The following is a 14,311-nucleotide window of genomic DNA, read 5'->3' on the forward strand; positions in this document are numbered from 1 at the left end:
GGCGCTAGAGTCCGGGCGCTTTTTGTTCCGCTGCGTCGAGCATGCTTCCCAGGCTGATAGGGTCCAGGCAGTCCGCGGCCAGGGCCCGGGCCTTGTAGAAATAGTCCCGGGCCGCGGAGCCGTCAGGACTGCTCTTTAGCGCCAGCAAGTAATAGCCGTCGGCGCGAAACTGCTCCAGGTTCAGCAGCACCGGGGTGTAGAGGCTCTTCAGCGTGGCCAGCGGCTGCCCCTGTTTGATCTCCGGCATCTGCGCAGGCTTGAAGCAGAAGGAGTTGATGGCCGGCAAAGGGTAGTGCTTCGCATAAGAATCCGCTTGCTCCAGAGCCTTGAGCAGTTGTGCCCGCAGCCGCAGCAGTTCAGGGTCATTGAGCTCGAAACGCTGGTACGCGGTTTCGCAGTCGCGCAACAGTATTACTGCGGCCGCCAGCAAGCCCTGATCCGCAGCGCTTTGGTACAGCGCGCAAGCCTTGTTGTGTTGTGCCTGGTAGTCGTGGCCAGACAAGGTCTTGCGGTTTTCTTCCAGGTTCGCCAGCAGGTAGCTGGCGACTCCATGACCGGCGTCGCTGGCCTTGTGCAACTGACTTGCGTAGACCTGCGCGTTCCGCGTGATTTGCTGCATCGCCTGAGCCAGCGCTGGTTTCTGGAGTTGCTGCTCCTGTTCTTGCTCCAGCAATTGCTCGAGCCGTTGCTGATTGTCTTTGGCTATGTCCATGGCCTTCTGCAAGGCCGCCTCGCTCTCGGCGTTGGGCATCGCCTGCGCGGGCGTCCACAGGCCAAGGCTGAGCAGCAGGGGGAGTAAAAGACGCGGTTTCAATGACATTTCCTCCTTGAATGGCCGCGCAGCATACGTCGCATAAAGGCATTCTGCTACTACTGTGACAGTGATGCTCCAGGCCCTGCGATGCTAGGCTCTGGCGACCTTTTTTCCCTTCAAGGAGCAACACATGATCCGCTACTTGGCGCTTCTGGCGCTGTTGGCCGCGCCTTGGGTACAGGCTGCCAGCGCCGTGCATGACGACCTGCCGCTCAAGTACCTGGAACAGGCGCCGACCGAGAGCCGCAACCAGCCGCTGGTGATCTTCCTGCATGGCTACGGCAGTAATGAGGCCGACCTGTTCGGCCTGCATGAGCGCCTGCCGGCGACCTACACCTACCTTTCGGCCCGGGCACCGCAGACCCTGGAGGAGGGCAGTTACCAGTGGTTTCACCGCAAGGGCCAGGGCGCCTATGACGGCGTTACCGAGGAGCTGGCCAGCAGCGCCGAGCTGATTGGCCAGTTTGTCCGTGGCGCGGTGGCCAAGTACCACACCCAACCGGACAAGGTGGTGCTGGTGGGGTTCAGCCAGGGCGCGGTCATGGCCTATGAAGTGGGGCTGCGTCATCCGCAGTCGGTGCGTGGCATCGCGGCCTTGAGCGGGAAGATCCTGCCGCTGCTGGCGGCTCAGGTGAACAGCAGCCCAGAGCTGCAGCGCCTGGGCATCTTCATCGGCCACGGCACCGATGATCGGCGCCTGCCCTACAGCGACGGGGTACAGGCCCATCGCCTGCTGCTTGAAGCCTCGCTGCAACCGCAGTTCCATGCCTACCCGGGGTTGGGGCACAGCATCAGCGAGGCCGAGATCGAAGACCTCAAGGCATGGCTGCAGGGGCTCACCCCCTGAGTCGAAGCGGGTCTACTGACCGAGGATGTGCTTCATCAGCGCCGCATGGCCGGCCTTGTCCGCGGCCCGGGAAATCACCTGGATCACCGCCATGCGGGTGCCGGAGCCGGCGATCAGGGTCGAGTTCAGGGTCTGGCCGCCGCCCTGGGTCGCGGTGCTGTCGATCTGCCGCACACCGAGGCCCTTGAGGGTCATGCTCTTTTCACTTTGCTTGCTGAAGTCCGGCAGCGCTGCGGCCTGTTGCGACAGGAACCCGCTGACCGCGGCATCGAGAAAGGCGCTGTCGTTGTCCTTGACCTGAGTACCGTTGGGAATGCTGTTCTGCGCGGCGATCACCACGGTGCGGGTGGTGGCGTTGGAATACAACGTGCCGCTGGCTCCCGCGGTGCCGTCGGCCTCGCTGCCGGCTGGCAGGGCCGAGGCGCTGAAGCCCTTGGGCAGGGTGAAGGACAGCTTGCCGTCGAGCATCGAGACTTTTTCTCCCGGCGCCGCTTTGGCCGTGGACTTGTCGGCGGCAACCGCGTTCAGCGCACCGAAGCCCGCCACTGCGGCGAACACCAGGACCAGGGCTTTTCTAGCGAAGGATGACATGCACAATCTCCAGGCATGGGATCAAGGGGGCGCATCATCCCACGGTCGTTACAGAAGGCTCCAGAAGGATTTTTCGTGGTGGATCAATGACTGCAAGCTGTTTCGGTTCTTGAGGTTTACAAGACACCGAACAGTGGCAATCGGTTTTCTCCTTCTCGGGGAGCTGGTTACGTATTGACCGGCCAAGTGCCGCGCCGAACCATCTCTTTGACTCGATCTGCGCCATTGGCACGAACTAGAAGTTCCAGCCTGGCCTTTTCGATGTCCTCAGCGCTCCACAACTCGGTTGCCATCGTGGCCTTCTCATGGGACCAGCCATTGTCGTAGTGACGCACCACATACTGCTGCTGGTACTCCCACATTTCAGTGCCAGGAATGGGCGTCACGATAAACGGGTTGGCGTAGGCCATTCCCGCACCCATTAGGCTGACCGCGTAGTCGGTGGTTCTTTCTATCAATTCCAGGCTTTCGATAAACGGTTTGGCGCCCGGAGTGGCGGGTGGATTGACAAAGCCCAACATGAAACCGCCAGTGACTTGGATGCCGTGCGCGGTGAATATCTCGATGATTTCAAAGGTGGCTTGCTGAATCGCGTTGAAGCGCGACTTGTTGGAGTTGATCAGGCTTTCCTCGTTGGCACTCTCCACCGCGAGGTAGATGTTGTAGCAGCCGTTTTCGGCAATCGAGCGAATGAACTGCCGGGCTGTCAGTCCGCCCTTGATCGCGGCGATGACGTTGCGGTATTGCGGACTTTTCAGTTCCTGATCATCCAGCTCAGCGAGGAAGCGCTCTCCTTTGTGTAGCAGCACCAGATTGAACAGGCTCAGACCACCTTCTTCGACCCAGGGCAGGTTGTGTTTTTTCAGCAGGCGTCCCACTTCCATGGCATACAGCGGATCGTGCATCAGGTGGTCGTCCTCGATCAGTACCTCGCTCACGCCCTGACTGACCAGGTCCGCCAAGTGCAGGTCGAACCAATCCAACCCCAGGGCACGCCATGGGCCGTTGATCTTGGGTATGTAGCAGAAGTTGCAGTTCACATTGCAGCCAATGGTGGAGAAAATCTGTGCCCAGGCGCCATGTTTGTGCACCCGAGCGCCGGAGGAGTGATAGGGCTGCAGATAGTGGTTCATATCCAGGAAACTGAAGTCGGGCAAGGGCATGACCCCAAGACGCTCCTCCAGACCCTGGCGGCCAGGGACAATGCTCAAGTAGCTGGATTTGCGCGACGGGCGAACCAGTTGTCCCTGCTGGCCACGATAGGCGACCCCCGGAACTGCATGAATGTCGCCGCCGTCATGGCTTAAGGCGTCGAGCAACAGGGTGAAGGCCCGGTCTGCTTCATTGATCAGGACAAAATCAAATGCGGAGTCCAGCAGCGCGTTCTGCCAATCGCCGCTGGAGTGCGCGCCGCCTGTCACCAGTACCAGGTTGGGATCAATGGACTTGACCAGATCCGCCAGCGCCCGAGCGTTGCCCCATTGCACGGTGTAGTTGCACTGGATGCCGACGATATCGGGTTGTGCCGTCTCGATGATGGTGCGCATCTGCTCATCGCTCAGGCCGTAGCGCAGCAGGTGTCCCTGATCGACTTGCACCAGGGGGGATTCCTGTTCCCAGCCAGCGAAGGGGGCGTCGATGATCTGTACGTCGTAACCCGCGCGCCTGGCCACTGTAGCGATGCGCAGCAGGCCGATGGGAGTACCTGCACGCTTCATCACTTCAAAGGTATCGATGCCGATTTGGGTGAATGCGCTGTCCTTCGGTGCCGGTTCGACCAGGCGCGTGTAGGGCGGAACGAATAGCAGCACTCTTGGGGCTTCGCCATGGGATCGGCGGCGCGTGGCGCTATGGCTGGTCGTTCTGGAGGGGAGACCCAAATTCTGAAGTGTCGCTCTGGTGGGGGCTACCGAAAAAATCGGGCCAGCACGATCGAGCCTCTCAGCCCCTTGGGAGGCAATCAGATGCATTTTTTTGAGTTCCTTGTGGGTTCAGAGAGTCAGGTGTCGCCGGTGCGCCGGTGTGAGGTGGCGATCACTGCTCCAGCGATGATGAGTAGCGCCGGGATCAGCAGGATCGGGTTGGCGTGGGTTTGGCCGACCAGAATCAGCAGCAGGGTGGAAAATAGCGGGGCTAGATAGGAAAGCGCGCCGAGACTTGCCAGGTTGCCGTGTTTGGTCGCGTGATCCCATGCAAAGAACGCCAAGCCAACCGGGCCCAGTCCAAGGCCGACGATCGCCAGCCATTGCCCGGAGTCAGGCTGAACCGTGCTCTCAAAGGCTAGGTGACAGAGCGATCCGGCTAGCGCCACCAGGCCGCAGATTGCCCCGATGATGCTGCTGGGAACGTTGCTGAAGCGTCGATTGATCACCGAGTAACCTGACCAGACCAAGGCACAGAACAAGGCGGCCATATAGCCGGCGATCGGCATGCTGGCCACGCCGGACTGTGATCGTTGCTGCATGATGAACGCTGTGCCAGCAAGTCCCAGGAGTGCTCCCAGCAGTTGTCGCGGGCGCAGTCGCTGGCCGCCACTGACACCGGCCAGCAAGACGATCAGCAGGGGCCAGAGGTAGGCAATCAGGCTGGCCTCGGCCGGGGGCGCGGCCTTGAGGGCGAAGAAATACAGCGCGTGATAGCCAAAGATTCCCAGAAAGCCTGTAGCCCATACTTTCCATGGCTGACGCCAGCCTTGAAAGCCCGCTGCGCCTCGCAGCCCGAGAATGACCAGGCTGGCCAGAAAGGCTACGGCAAAGCTCAAAGCCAGCAACTCAAAAGGCGGGATGCCTGACGTCAGAGTGGTGAGCAAGGCCAGGCAGGACCACAGAAACACGGCAATCACCCCAATGGCGGTTGCCGAGGCGGCAGATCTTGGGGGTGTGAGCGTTTTGGTAGACGTCGTTGCTTGTGTCATGGGTCCCGCCCGATGAGCGTTTCGAAGCGGGGATGATAGGAAGGACGGTCGGTCGGGTATTGGCCTGTGCTGCCTAATACTTGTTCCAGGCTGCATGTTTCAGCAGGTTATGGTGCGCCTTCGAGCCGATGCCGGTGTCAGGTTGCGGTTTTTTTTCAGCGCATGGTTCAAGGCGCTCTGGTCTGCGTAACCCACTCGATGAGCAATTTCCGTGATCGACAGTCGAGTATCGCGCAGCAGGTCAATGGCCAAGTCCAGGCGCAGCCGCGTCACATGGGCAAAAGGCGTGGTTTTCAGGTGTTGCTCGAAGAGTATGTACAAGCGTCGTTCGCTGGTGCCTGAGATTCGGGCTATTTCAGAGGCTGTCAGATGAGTGTCCAGATTGTTTTCGATATGGGTCAGGGCCCTGGCCAGGGTGAACTGTCCGTGGTCAGGGGTGTGGCTGTGGGGCTGGACCAGAGACGACATCAACAAAGTACTCCAGGATTGAGCCACCTCAGGTGAGCTGGTCAGCAATGGAACGCTGCGTGTGGCGTAGTCAAGCAGGTGACGAATCTCCGGTCTTACCGGAAAGAAGCTTTTTTCGTTGAGCCTCTTGATGGTTTCAGCTTCGAACTTTTGGGTGCGGGGCGATGAAAGCGGAACATCAAGGACCAGGAAAGTATTTGCGGTACTGGCGGAAAAGGTATGAGAGCAACCTGCTGGGATGATCACGCCCTGGCTCCAGTCGACTTTGCCGCCACGGCCATCGACCTCTATCTCCATGGAGCCTGATTGCGGCAGCACGATCTGGTGATAGTCGTGGTCATGCAGCTCAATCTGGCCGGAGTAGGATCGCAAGGCCAATGAAGCCTTTGGGGTTTCTATGTTGCTCATCACACTCTTCCATAAGACTGACGACGCATGATGCATGAGTGCCTGAGTTCGGCGCCAGTCTCTGTATGCCGAGGTTTTGTGCCGGTTTGTTTGCGGTTTAAGGATGTTGTCTGGCGGCGCAACTGATGGTGCTTCGCGCCAACAGGCGCTTGCTTAAACCCAGCACCAGCATTGACACCGCCACTGCCAATCCAAAGGCGAGCATTCCCAGTTTCGGCAGGGCCAGGGCCAGTACCAGGCAGAACGCCGCAAAGGAATACAGGCCGGTGCTCAGCGAGCGCAGCAGCACGGTGGTGAAGGCCACGCCGTGACTCTGGTGGGAGAACACCGCCAGCACGCTGCCGAGCACCGGAAAGACTGCGAGCATGCCGCTCCAGCGTTCGCCAACGGTGCTGGCCAGCAAGGTGACCGCCAGGGTCAGCAGGGCCCCGGCGAGCATGCGGTAGACCAGCTTGTCCGACTGGGTGCCGGGCAGGGCGGGCACAGTCTTGACCCGGGGAAACACCCGGGGCGCCAGCAACAGGGCGCTGGCGGCACAGAAAATCGAGAACCCCAGGGAGGGCGGGACCTGGGCGATCACGCTGGCCAGCAGCACCCAGACCAGGGTGGCGATGCTCAGGGCTCCAGGCCAGGCCAGGGTCTGCGCGGCATGGGTGTAGGCAACGCTGAAAGCGATCATGGCGAACAATGCCGAGAGGGCAGCCACTGCGGCGTGGGTGGCGAACACCGGACCTTGCTCCAGGGCCAGAAACAGCAGGATCGGCCCCACCACCACGGGAAAACCCGCAAGCCAGCTGGCAACATTCGGCCCCCAGCGCTTGCTCGCCAGGGAAATCAACAGCAGGAATCCGGGAACTGTCAGCAGTTTCAACAGCAGCATGGGGGACTCGGTGGATGAACGGTGCGCCACCCTAGCATCCAACCCGGCATTTGGCGCGTATCTGGCACGTGTATCTGGCAAAAAGCGAAGCATCGGAGAGAGCAGGGTGGTGCGGGGTTTTCTTGTACGAAACATTGAGGCTGAATCGGTTTTTGAGCTTTTTGTACAAGTATTTACGGGTTTTATCGGGTTTTTATCGATAAAAGTTGTACAAAAATGAAATTCTCGTATAGGTTTTTCAGTGTGAGATGAGGTGATCACTGGCCAGTTTTAGCTGTCCAGGCTGTCACTCTCCACACTTTGGGGTTCCCGAGGTCAAGCCCTGGTGGAATCAGGGCTGGGCCAGTTGTGTGGTTGGTCACCTCGGGGCCCTTTTTTTCCCCTTGGCGCGTGCAAGGATTTGCCCGCCTCATTCACTTTGCGGAACCTGTGCGCCATGTACGATCCTCTCTCCGAGCATTTCCACTGCATTCTTCAGGGGCTGGGTGAAGATCCATCCCGCGAGGGCCTGCGGGATACCCCGCAGCGAGCGTCAAAGGCCTTGCGTTATCTGTGTCACGGTTACGACACCAGCCTCGAAGAGTTGGTCAACGGCGCGTTGTTCAGCTCCACCAGCGACGAGATGGTGATGGTTCAGGACATCGAGCTGTATTCCCTGTGTGAGCACCATCTGCTGCCCTTCATCGGTCAGGCCCATGTGGCTTACATCCCCACCGGCAAGGTGCTGGGGCTGTCCAAGGTGGCGCGGATCGTCGACATGTATGCGCGACGCCTGCAGATCCAGGAAAACCTGACCCGGCAGATTGCCGAGGCGGTCCAGGAAGTGACCGGGGCGGCCGGGGTGGCGGTGGTCATCCAGGCGCGGCACATGTGCATGATGATGCGCGGGGTCGAGAAGCAGAACTCGCTGATGAACACCTCAGTGATGCTCGGGGCCTTTCGCGACTGCGCCAGCACCCGCCAGGAATTTCTCCAGCTATTGCCCAGGCGGTCTTGAATGAACAGCATCCGGCGAGTGCTCGCGGCGCGGTTGTTGTGGCTGCTGGTGTTGTTCAGCGCCACCGCCAGTGCCGGCTGGCAAGAGTCGCTGCCCAATGCACGGCTGCTGGGCAGCGGTGAGTTCAGCTGGTTCGGCTTCAAGGTCTACAACGCGCGGCTCTGGGGCACGGCCTTGCCGTTGACGGCCGACAGCCCCTTTGCCCTGGAGCTGACTTATCGGCGCACGATCCGCCGTGACGAGCTGGTGCAGACCAGCCTGGATGAGATCCAGCGTTTGTCCGGCACTGCAGTCAGCCCGGAGCAACTCAAGGATTGGCAGGCGCAGATGCAGCGCGCCTTTGTCGATGTCGAACCGGGCCAGCGCATTACCGGGGTGTTCCTGCCCGGTCGCGGGGTGCAGTTCTTTGTCGACCAGCGCTTGCAGCACGTGGTCGACGACGAGGCCTTCGCCCGAGCGTTCTTTGCCATCTGGCTCGACCCGCGCACCCGCAATCCGCAGTTGCGCGCACAACTGCTGGGCCGATAGCGGGCGCAGCACAGGAGATGTTCCATGTTCAAGAAATACTTGCTGATGCTGTGTCTGGGCCTGGTTGCTTGCAGCGACACCGACGTCAAGCAGTACCGTGACCAGAAGCCCGAGCTGGAACTGCGGCAGTTCTTCAGTGGCCGGGTCGAGGCCTGGGGCCTGTTCCAGAAGCGCTCCGGTGAAGTGATCAAGCGCTTCCATGTGCAGATCAACAGCCGCAGCGAAGGCGAGAAACTCATCATGCATGAGGACTTTACCTATAGCGATGGCACCCGCCAGACCCGGATCTGGACCCTGGTCCCGACGGGACCCGGCCTGTGGCGCGGGACCGCCGACGACGTGGTCGGCGAGGCCCGGGGCGAAGTCTCCGGCAATGCCCTGCGCTGGCGTTACGTGCTCAACCTGCCGGTGGATGGCACCACCTATCAGGTGCATTTCGATGACTGGATGTACCTGTTGGACGAAAACACCCTGGCCAATCGTTCCTACATGACCAAGTTCGGTTTCGAGCTGGGGCAGGTGACCCTGTTCTTCCGCCGTCAGCCTGGCTGAGGCGCGCTGGCCGGCTCCGGACTCAGGACGGGTCGTCGAGAAAGCGCCCGCGATGGTCGGGGCTGGGCAGCAGGCAGACGTCATGCCGGCCGAACCAGCGGTAGCGGTTGCCGGCGATACGGTCGTAGCCCCAGTCCCGCAGCGGCCGGGGAATCCAGCGCAGCAGGCGCAGCCAGCGCCAGGGGGCAGGCAGTTGCGCCATCAGGCGGATAAAGGCCTCGGAGCGTTGCGACAGCCCCTGGTCCTCGATCAGCAGCACGCTATCGAACTGCTCGGTGGGCTGGCCGAACCATTTCAGCAGCGCCTGGCCCTGGGGCGATTGCATCGATGCCAGTTTGATACGCCGCTGGCGGTCGTGGCGGATGACGAAGCGCACCGAGGCGTTACACAACTTGCAGACCCCATCGAACAGCAGCACCCGGTCGCCTGGTTGCAGGAAGGGGGGCTGGGTGTCGGGTTCGGGGGGCGTCGCAGCGCTGTTCACGGGGTTACCTTGGGCGGGAAATCGATACCTGCAGCAGGCGTCGCAAGGAGCAGGAGTGGCAGCAGCATACTCGCCTTCAGGATGAAACATCAGGCTTGGGTGGCTGTGCTGAAACCTCTAAGCTGAGCCCTTGCGTCAATTCGTCGTGGAAATCCCCGTGAAATTCAGCCTACCGAAAATAGCCACCGCCCCCTTTTGTCCGCCGGAGGTGGCGGGCTCCGTGTCCGTCGATCCCGGCGCTTCGCTGTTCAAGCGCCTGCTGCGTTTTGCCGGCCCCGGGTTGCTGATTTCCATCGGCTACATGGACCCGGGCAACTGGGCCACCGCCATCGAGGCGGGGTCGCGCTATGGCTACAACCTGCTGTTCGTGGTGTTGCTGGCGAGCCTGGCGGGGATGGCGGTGCAATGCCTGTGCTCACGTCTGGGCATCGCCACCGGGCGCGACCTGGCGCAACTGTGCCGGGAGCGCTACAGCCGCCGTTCGGCCCGGGCCCAGTGGCTGGCGGCCGAGGTGTCGATCATCGCCACCGACCTGGCCGAAGTGCTGGGGTGCGCCCTGGCGTTCCACCTGCTGCTGGGGGTGTCCCTGAGCACCGGGATTGTCTTCACCGCTTTCGATACGCTGTTGGTCCTGGCCTTGCAGAACCGCGGTTTTCGCCGGCTGGAAGCGATCATGCTGGCGCTGGTGGCGACCATCGGCGTGTGTTTTTTCATTGAACTGCTGCTGATCAAACCCTATTGGCCGGACGTGGCCCGGGGGTTCACCCCGTCGCTCTCGGCCATCAGCGATGCGGCGCCGCTGTACCTGGCGATCGGCATCCTCGGCGCCACGGTGATGCCCCACAACCTCTACCTGCACACCTCGGTGGTGCAGACCCGCTTGATCGGCCAGGACCGGGCCAGTCGCGCCGACGCCATCAAGCTGGCGCGCATCGACACCATCGGCTCCCTGGCCCTGGCGCTGCTGGTCAACGCGGCGATCCTGATCCTCGCCGCCGCGGCCTTCCACAACACCGGCCACAGCGACGTGGTGGAGATCCAGGATGCCTACCATCTGCTCGACCCACTGGTGGGCGGAGCCCTGGCCAGCGTGCTGTTCGGCGTGGCGCTGCTGGCCTCGGGGCAGAGTTCGACCTTCACCGGGACCATTGCCGGGCAGGTGATCATGGAGGGCTACTTGAACCTGCGGATTCCCTGCTGGCAGCGACGCCTGATCACCCGCGGGCTGGCGCTGATTCCGGCGTTCATTGGCGTCTGGCTGCTGGGGGATGGCGCAGTGGGCCAACTGCTGGTGTTGAGCCAGGTGGTGCTGAGCCTGCAACTGCCGTTTGCCCTGTACCCGCTGATCCGCATGACCAACGACCGGCGCCTGATGGGCGAGTTCGTCAACCGTTGGCCGACGCGATGGCTGGCCTGGAGCCTGTTCGCCGTCATCAGCGCAGCCAACGCCTGGCTGATTGCTCAACTCTTCCTGTAGGAGCCGGCTGGCCGGCGAAGGGGCCGCTGAGTCTTGTGCAGGTCTTGCCGACGTTTTCGCTGGCAAGCCAGCTCCTACGGTTACGGGGCGGGTGCGCGGCGGTCCCAATAGGGCTCGGGGCCGAATTTCTCGACGAAGAAGTCGATCACCGTGCGCACTTTCAGTGAGAGGCGCCGGCTGCCGGGCCAGAGGGCGGCAATCTGCTGCGGTTCGAGGCTGGTGGCCACGTCGAAGCCTTCGAACAAGGCCACCAGGCGGCCTTGATGCAGGGCCTCGCCAATCAGCCAGGAAGGAAACATCACCAGCCCCAGGCCCTGTTCGGCGGCCTGGGTCAGGGTGTCGGCGTGGTTGCCGGTCAGGGGGCCCTTGACGCTGTAGGGTGTCCAGTCTTCCCGGCCCCGGCGAAAGAACCAGCGCTGCTGGCCGGTTTCGCCCTTGTAGGCCAGGCACTGGTGCTGCTGCAACTGCTGCGGGTGCTGTGGCGTGCCATGACGTTCCAGATAGGCGGGGCTGGCCGCCACCCGGTAACGCTGCGGGGCCAGCAGGCGTGCCTGCATCGAGGAATCTTCCAGGGTGCCGATGCGAAACAGCAGGTCGGTGCCGTCCTGCAAAGGATCGATGTAGTTGTCGGTCTGCTGGATGTCCAGTTGCAGCTTGGGGTAGCGGCCCAGTAGCTCGCCCAGCCAGGGCGACAGGTGCCGCTGGCCAAACACCACCGGGGCATTGATCCGCACCAGCCCGGCGGGTTCGTCCTGCTGTTCCTGCAGCGCCTGTTCGGCTTCCTCCCATTGCGCCAGCACCCGCCGCGCATGGTGGCCCAGCAAGCGCCCGGCCTCGGTGGGGCTGACGGCGCGGGTGTGGCGATAAAGCAACTGCTGGCCCAGGGCCTGTTCCATGAGCTGGATCTGCCGCGAGATGGACGAAGGCGCCAGCCCCTCGCGGCGCGCCACGGCGGAGAAACTGCCCTGGTCGAGCACCGCGATGAACAGGCGCAGGGCCTTGAAACCCAGGTCGTTGAAGCCTTGCATAGGAAATCCTTGCTGTGCGTTTTACGCAAAGGTGTTGTCGGCATGCTCCCATTTATCGCAAAACGGGCGCAATCGATAATGCCTGCCATTCCTTGATCCCCAAGCAGGTGTTGCATGTCTTCCAATGTGTTAGATCCAGCGCTGCCGACCCCGGCGGCCCAGGTTGAACCCCGCGCTGGCTGGCAGCGCTTGATGTTGTTGCCCCTGGTGATTCTGGCGGGCATGGGCCTGTCGGTGGAGGCCGGCTTGCTCGGCCCGCTGGGCGCCCAGGTCGGGCATTTGTGGGCGACCTTGAGCATCTTCGGCGTGGGCACGGCGTTGCTGTTTCTGCTGCTGTTGTTCAGCGGTCCGCAGCCGGGGCCGGCCTTCAGCCAACTGCCGCGCTGGCAATTGCTCGGCGGGGTGCTGGGACCGATCTACGTGGTGGTGCTGACTTTGGCCACGCCCCATATCGGCATTGCCATGACCATGATCGCGATCCTCTCCGGGCAGGTGGGCAAGAGCGTGCTGATCGACCATTTCGGTTGGTTTGGCAGCGCCCGCAAGCCGGTCAATGGCGAACGCTGGCTGGCCCTGGTGCTGATTGTCGTGGCCCTGATCCTGATCGCCCGAGGTTGAACATGAACCTGATTCTTTTGCTGGTCCTGGTGGTGGCTGCGGGTGCGGTGCTCAGTGTGCAAGCGGCGATCAATGGCCGCCTGGGTGAAAGCGTGGGGGTGTTGCGCAGCAGCCTGCTGACCTTCGCCGTGGGCGCCCTGATCACCGGGCTGCTGATTGTGTTTTTCCAGCCCCCTCAGGCCATGAGCCTGTTGCAGGCGCCGAAATGGCAACTGACTGGCGCGCTGTTTGGCGTGGTCTACATGCTGGTGATGGTCGGCGCGGTGCCCCGGGTCGGCACCGCGGTGGCCACGGTGGCGGTGATCCTCGGACAACTGGGCATGGGCATGCTGATCGACCACTTCGGCTGGTTCGGCAACCCGGCCATCGAGCTGTCACCCCACCGCGTGCTGGCGATGCTGTGCCTGGCCCTGGCGTTGCTATTCATGTACCGGAGCCGCACACCGCAAGCCGTGAGTGGCAAGCCACGAGCTTGAAGCTTGGCGCTTAGCTCAGCGCGTCTTCCAGCACCTCGATCCAGTGGCGGACCGGGGTGCGGCCGGCACTGTCGAGGTGGATCTGGCAACCGATGTTGGCGGTGGCGATCAACTCCGGCTGGCCGCTTTCCAGAGCCCGCAGCTTGTCGTCCCGCAGTTGCCGGGCCAGGGTCGGCTGGGTCAGGGAGTAGGTGCCTGCCGAGCCACAGCACAGATGGCTGTCAGGCACCGTGGTCAGGTTGAACCCCGCTCGCTGCAACAGCGCTTCCACGGCGCCGCCGAGCTTTTGCCCGTGCTGCAGGGTACAGGGGCAGTGGAAGGCCAGACGCTGTTCGCTGTGGGCGCCGAGCTGCTCCAGGGGTTCGGCGCGCAACACTTCCACCAAGTCCCGAGCCAGGGTGCTGACCTGCCGGGCCTTGTCGCGGTAGGCCGGGTCATGGGCCAGCAGGTGCTGGTAATCCTTGATGAAGGCACCGCAGCCGCTGGCGGTCTGGATGATCGCCTCGGCGCCCTGTTGCAGGTGTGGCCACCAGGCGTCGATGTTGCGCCGGGCGCGCTGCAGGCCGGCTTCCTGGGCGTCCAGGTGATAGTCCACGGCGCCGCAGCAGCCGGCCTCGGCGACCGGCTGCACGCTGATGCCCAGGCGATCGAGGACTCGCGCCGCCGCGGCATTGGTATTGGGCGACAGCCCCGGTTGCACGCAGCCTTCGAGCAACAGCACGCGCCGTGCATGGCGCAGGGGCGGACGCGGCTTGGCGCTGGGCAACTGGCGCGGCAGCTTGGCCTGCAGCGCCTGAGGCAGCAGCGGACGCAGGCGGCTGCCGCCCTGGATCAGGGCCTTGAACAGCTGCGGGTTGGCACTCAGCGCTCGCAGCCCGCGGCGCAGCAGTTGCTGGCCGGCGGGCCGGGGCAGGGCGGCATCCACCACGGCGCGGCCGATGTCCAGCAGGTGGTGATAATCGACCCCGGACGGGCAGGTGGTTTCGCAGTTGCGGCACGACAGGCAGCGGTCCAGGTGTTGCTGGACCTGTGCGGTGGCGGTGGCGCCTTCGAGCACTTGCTTGATCAAGTAGATGCGCCCTCGTGGGCCGTCCAGTTCGTCGCCCAGCAACTGGTAGGTGGGGCAGGTGGCGTTGCAGAAACCGCAATGCACGCAGCTGCGCAGGATGCGCTCGGCTTCGGCGGCCCGGGGCAGTTGCCGGGCCTCGGGGCTGAGGGTGGTCTGCATG

The 14,311-nt window shown here is 62.7% G+C and carries 16 protein-coding genes; 7 read left to right on the top strand and 9 right to left on the bottom strand.

Annotated features, from left to right (window positions below):
• Nucleotides 1-4: 4 nt before the first annotated feature.
• Nucleotides 5-820, bottom strand: coding sequence for a hypothetical protein (locus tag PFZ56_RS16925; RefSeq protein ID WP_146232971.1), 816 nt, complete (start codon nucleotides 818-820; stop codon nucleotides 5-7).
• Between the two features lie 124 nt (nucleotides 821-944).
• Here PFZ56_RS16925 and PFZ56_RS16930 point away from each other — a divergent pair, with 124 nt between their 5' ends.
• Nucleotides 945-1,661 (top strand): alpha/beta hydrolase, encoded by a 717-nt coding sequence (locus PFZ56_RS16930; RefSeq protein ID WP_170004551.1) that lies wholly within the window; start codon nucleotides 945-947, stop codon nucleotides 1,659-1,661.
• Between the two features lie 12 nt (nucleotides 1,662-1,673).
• Here PFZ56_RS16930 and PFZ56_RS16935 read toward each other — a convergent pair whose 3' ends face one another.
• The 5 genes from PFZ56_RS16935 to PFZ56_RS16955 all read right to left on the bottom strand — a co-directional run bounded on the left by PFZ56_RS16935 (nucleotide 1,674) and on the right by PFZ56_RS16955 (nucleotide 6,922).
• Complete coding sequence (locus PFZ56_RS16935) at nucleotides 1,674-2,252, bottom strand: hypothetical protein (protein ID WP_170004553.1); 579 nt, start codon at nucleotides 2,250-2,252, stop codon at nucleotides 1,674-1,676.
• Nucleotides 2,253-2,419: 167 nt separating this feature from the next.
• On the bottom strand, nucleotides 2,420-4,063 hold the full coding sequence (locus tag PFZ56_RS16940; RefSeq protein ID WP_265074573.1) for a B12-binding domain-containing radical SAM protein: 1,644 nt from the start codon (nucleotides 4,061-4,063) through the stop codon (nucleotides 2,420-2,422).
• Between the two features lie 188 nt (nucleotides 4,064-4,251).
• Nucleotides 4,252-5,166, bottom strand: coding sequence for a DMT family transporter (locus PFZ56_RS16945; protein ID WP_170004557.1), 915 nt, complete (start codon nucleotides 5,164-5,166; stop codon nucleotides 4,252-4,254).
• A gap of 99 nt (nucleotides 5,167-5,265) precedes the next feature.
• Nucleotides 5,266-6,042 carry an AraC family transcriptional regulator gene (locus PFZ56_RS16950; RefSeq protein WP_170004559.1) on the bottom strand — a complete coding sequence of 259 codons (777 nt, stop codon included), beginning with the start codon at nucleotides 6,040-6,042 and terminating at the stop codon, nucleotides 5,266-5,268.
• Nucleotides 6,043-6,139: 97 nt separating this feature from the next.
• Entirely contained in the window at nucleotides 6,140-6,922 is a 783-nt protein-coding gene (locus PFZ56_RS16955) for a hypothetical protein (protein WP_170004561.1), read from the bottom strand.
• A 436-nt stretch (nucleotides 6,923-7,358) separates the two neighbouring features.
• Here PFZ56_RS16955 and folE point away from each other — a divergent pair, with 436 nt between their 5' ends.
• The 3 genes from folE to PFZ56_RS16970 are packed head-to-tail and all read left to right on the top strand — an operon-like array spanning nucleotide 7,359 to nucleotide 8,999.
• Complete coding sequence (folE, locus tag PFZ56_RS16960; protein ID WP_102864126.1) at nucleotides 7,359-7,919, top strand: GTP cyclohydrolase I FolE; 561 nt, start codon at nucleotides 7,359-7,361, stop codon at nucleotides 7,917-7,919.
• Entirely contained in the window at nucleotides 7,920-8,447 is a 528-nt protein-coding gene (locus PFZ56_RS16965) for a chalcone isomerase family protein (RefSeq protein WP_115582084.1), read from the top strand.
• A 24-nt stretch (nucleotides 8,448-8,471) separates the two neighbouring features.
• The gene (locus PFZ56_RS16970) at nucleotides 8,472-8,999 is read left to right on the top strand and encodes a DUF3833 domain-containing protein (protein ID WP_170004563.1); all 528 of its coding nucleotides are present in this window, start codon (nucleotides 8,472-8,474) and stop codon (nucleotides 8,997-8,999) included.
• Nucleotides 9,000-9,021: 22 nt separating this feature from the next.
• On the opposite strand, the gene PFZ56_RS16975 is transcribed toward PFZ56_RS16970, so the two are convergent.
• Nucleotides 9,022-9,483 (bottom strand): thiol-disulfide oxidoreductase DCC family protein, encoded by a 462-nt coding sequence (locus PFZ56_RS16975; RefSeq protein ID WP_102880032.1) that lies wholly within the window; start codon nucleotides 9,481-9,483, stop codon nucleotides 9,022-9,024.
• A gap of 208 nt (nucleotides 9,484-9,691) precedes the next feature.
• Between PFZ56_RS16975 and PFZ56_RS16980 the strand changes: the two genes are divergently transcribed.
• Nucleotides 9,692-10,960: an Nramp family divalent metal transporter gene (locus tag PFZ56_RS16980; protein ID WP_394304655.1), complete on the top strand. Its 1,269-nt coding sequence runs from the start codon at nucleotides 9,692-9,694 to the stop codon at nucleotides 10,958-10,960.
• An 80-nt stretch (nucleotides 10,961-11,040) separates the two neighbouring features.
• On the opposite strand, the gene PFZ56_RS16985 is transcribed toward PFZ56_RS16980, so the two are convergent.
• Nucleotides 11,041-11,988, bottom strand: a complete 948-nt coding sequence (locus tag PFZ56_RS16985) for a LysR family transcriptional regulator (protein ID WP_110653030.1) — start codon at nucleotides 11,986-11,988, stop codon at nucleotides 11,041-11,043.
• A 192-nt stretch (nucleotides 11,989-12,180) separates the two neighbouring features.
• Here PFZ56_RS16985 and PFZ56_RS16990 point away from each other — a divergent pair, with 192 nt between their 5' ends.
• Both PFZ56_RS16990 and PFZ56_RS16995 read left to right on the top strand, forming a co-directional pair.
• Complete coding sequence (locus PFZ56_RS16990) at nucleotides 12,181-12,606, top strand: DMT family transporter (protein ID WP_249735905.1); 426 nt, start codon at nucleotides 12,181-12,183, stop codon at nucleotides 12,604-12,606.
• 2 nt (nucleotides 12,607-12,608) lie between these two features.
• Nucleotides 12,609-13,082 carry a DMT family transporter gene (locus PFZ56_RS16995; RefSeq protein WP_102880028.1) on the top strand — a complete coding sequence of 158 codons (474 nt, stop codon included), beginning with the start codon at nucleotides 12,609-12,611 and terminating at the stop codon, nucleotides 13,080-13,082.
• 10 nt (nucleotides 13,083-13,092) lie between these two features.
• Here PFZ56_RS16995 and glcF read toward each other — a convergent pair whose 3' ends face one another.
• Nucleotides 13,093-14,310 (bottom strand): glycolate oxidase subunit GlcF, encoded by a 1,218-nt coding sequence (gene glcF / locus PFZ56_RS17000; protein WP_394304397.1) that lies wholly within the window; start codon nucleotides 14,308-14,310, stop codon nucleotides 13,093-13,095.
• Between the last annotated feature and the right edge of the window lies 1 nt (nucleotide 14,311).

The organism is Pseudomonas danubii (genome assembly GCF_042980055.1).
Lineage (GTDB): Bacteria > Pseudomonadota > Gammaproteobacteria > Pseudomonadales > Pseudomonadaceae > Aquipseudomonas > Aquipseudomonas danubii.

Excerpts from the sequence above, each read along its gene's own strand:
- PFZ56_RS16985 (WP_110653030.1), bottom strand. The coding sequence starts at position 11,988 with ATGCAAGGCTTCAACGACCTGGGTTTCAAGGCCCTGCGCCTGTTCATC.
- PFZ56_RS16945 (WP_170004557.1), bottom strand. The coding sequence starts at position 5,166 with ATGACACAAGCAACGACGTCTACCAAAACGCTCACACCCCCAAGATCT.
- glcF (WP_394304397.1), bottom strand. The coding sequence starts at position 14,310 with ATGCAGACCACCCTCAGCCCCGAGGCCCGGCAACTGCCCCGGGCCGCC.
- PFZ56_RS16925 (WP_146232971.1), bottom strand. The coding sequence starts at position 820 with ATGTCATTGAAACCGCGTCTTTTACTCCCCCTGCTGCTCAGCCTTGGC.
- PFZ56_RS16990 (WP_249735905.1), top strand. The coding sequence starts at position 12,181 with ATGTTGTTGCCCCTGGTGATTCTGGCGGGCATGGGCCTGTCGGTGGAG.
- PFZ56_RS16935 (WP_170004553.1), bottom strand. The coding sequence starts at position 2,252 with ATGTCATCCTTCGCTAGAAAAGCCCTGGTCCTGGTGTTCGCCGCAGTG.
- PFZ56_RS16950 (WP_170004559.1), bottom strand. The coding sequence starts at position 6,042 with ATGAGCAACATAGAAACCCCAAAGGCTTCATTGGCCTTGCGATCCTAC.
- PFZ56_RS16930 (WP_170004551.1), top strand. The coding sequence starts at position 945 with ATGATCCGCTACTTGGCGCTTCTGGCGCTGTTGGCCGCGCCTTGGGTA.
- PFZ56_RS16995 (WP_102880028.1), top strand. The coding sequence starts at position 12,609 with ATGAACCTGATTCTTTTGCTGGTCCTGGTGGTGGCTGCGGGTGCGGTG.
- PFZ56_RS16965 (WP_115582084.1), top strand. The coding sequence starts at position 7,920 with ATGAACAGCATCCGGCGAGTGCTCGCGGCGCGGTTGTTGTGGCTGCTG.
- PFZ56_RS16955 (WP_170004561.1), bottom strand. The coding sequence starts at position 6,922 with ATGCTGCTGTTGAAACTGCTGACAGTTCCCGGATTCCTGCTGTTGATT.
- PFZ56_RS16970 (WP_170004563.1), top strand. The coding sequence starts at position 8,472 with ATGTTCAAGAAATACTTGCTGATGCTGTGTCTGGGCCTGGTTGCTTGC.
- folE (WP_102864126.1), top strand. The coding sequence starts at position 7,359 with ATGTACGATCCTCTCTCCGAGCATTTCCACTGCATTCTTCAGGGGCTG.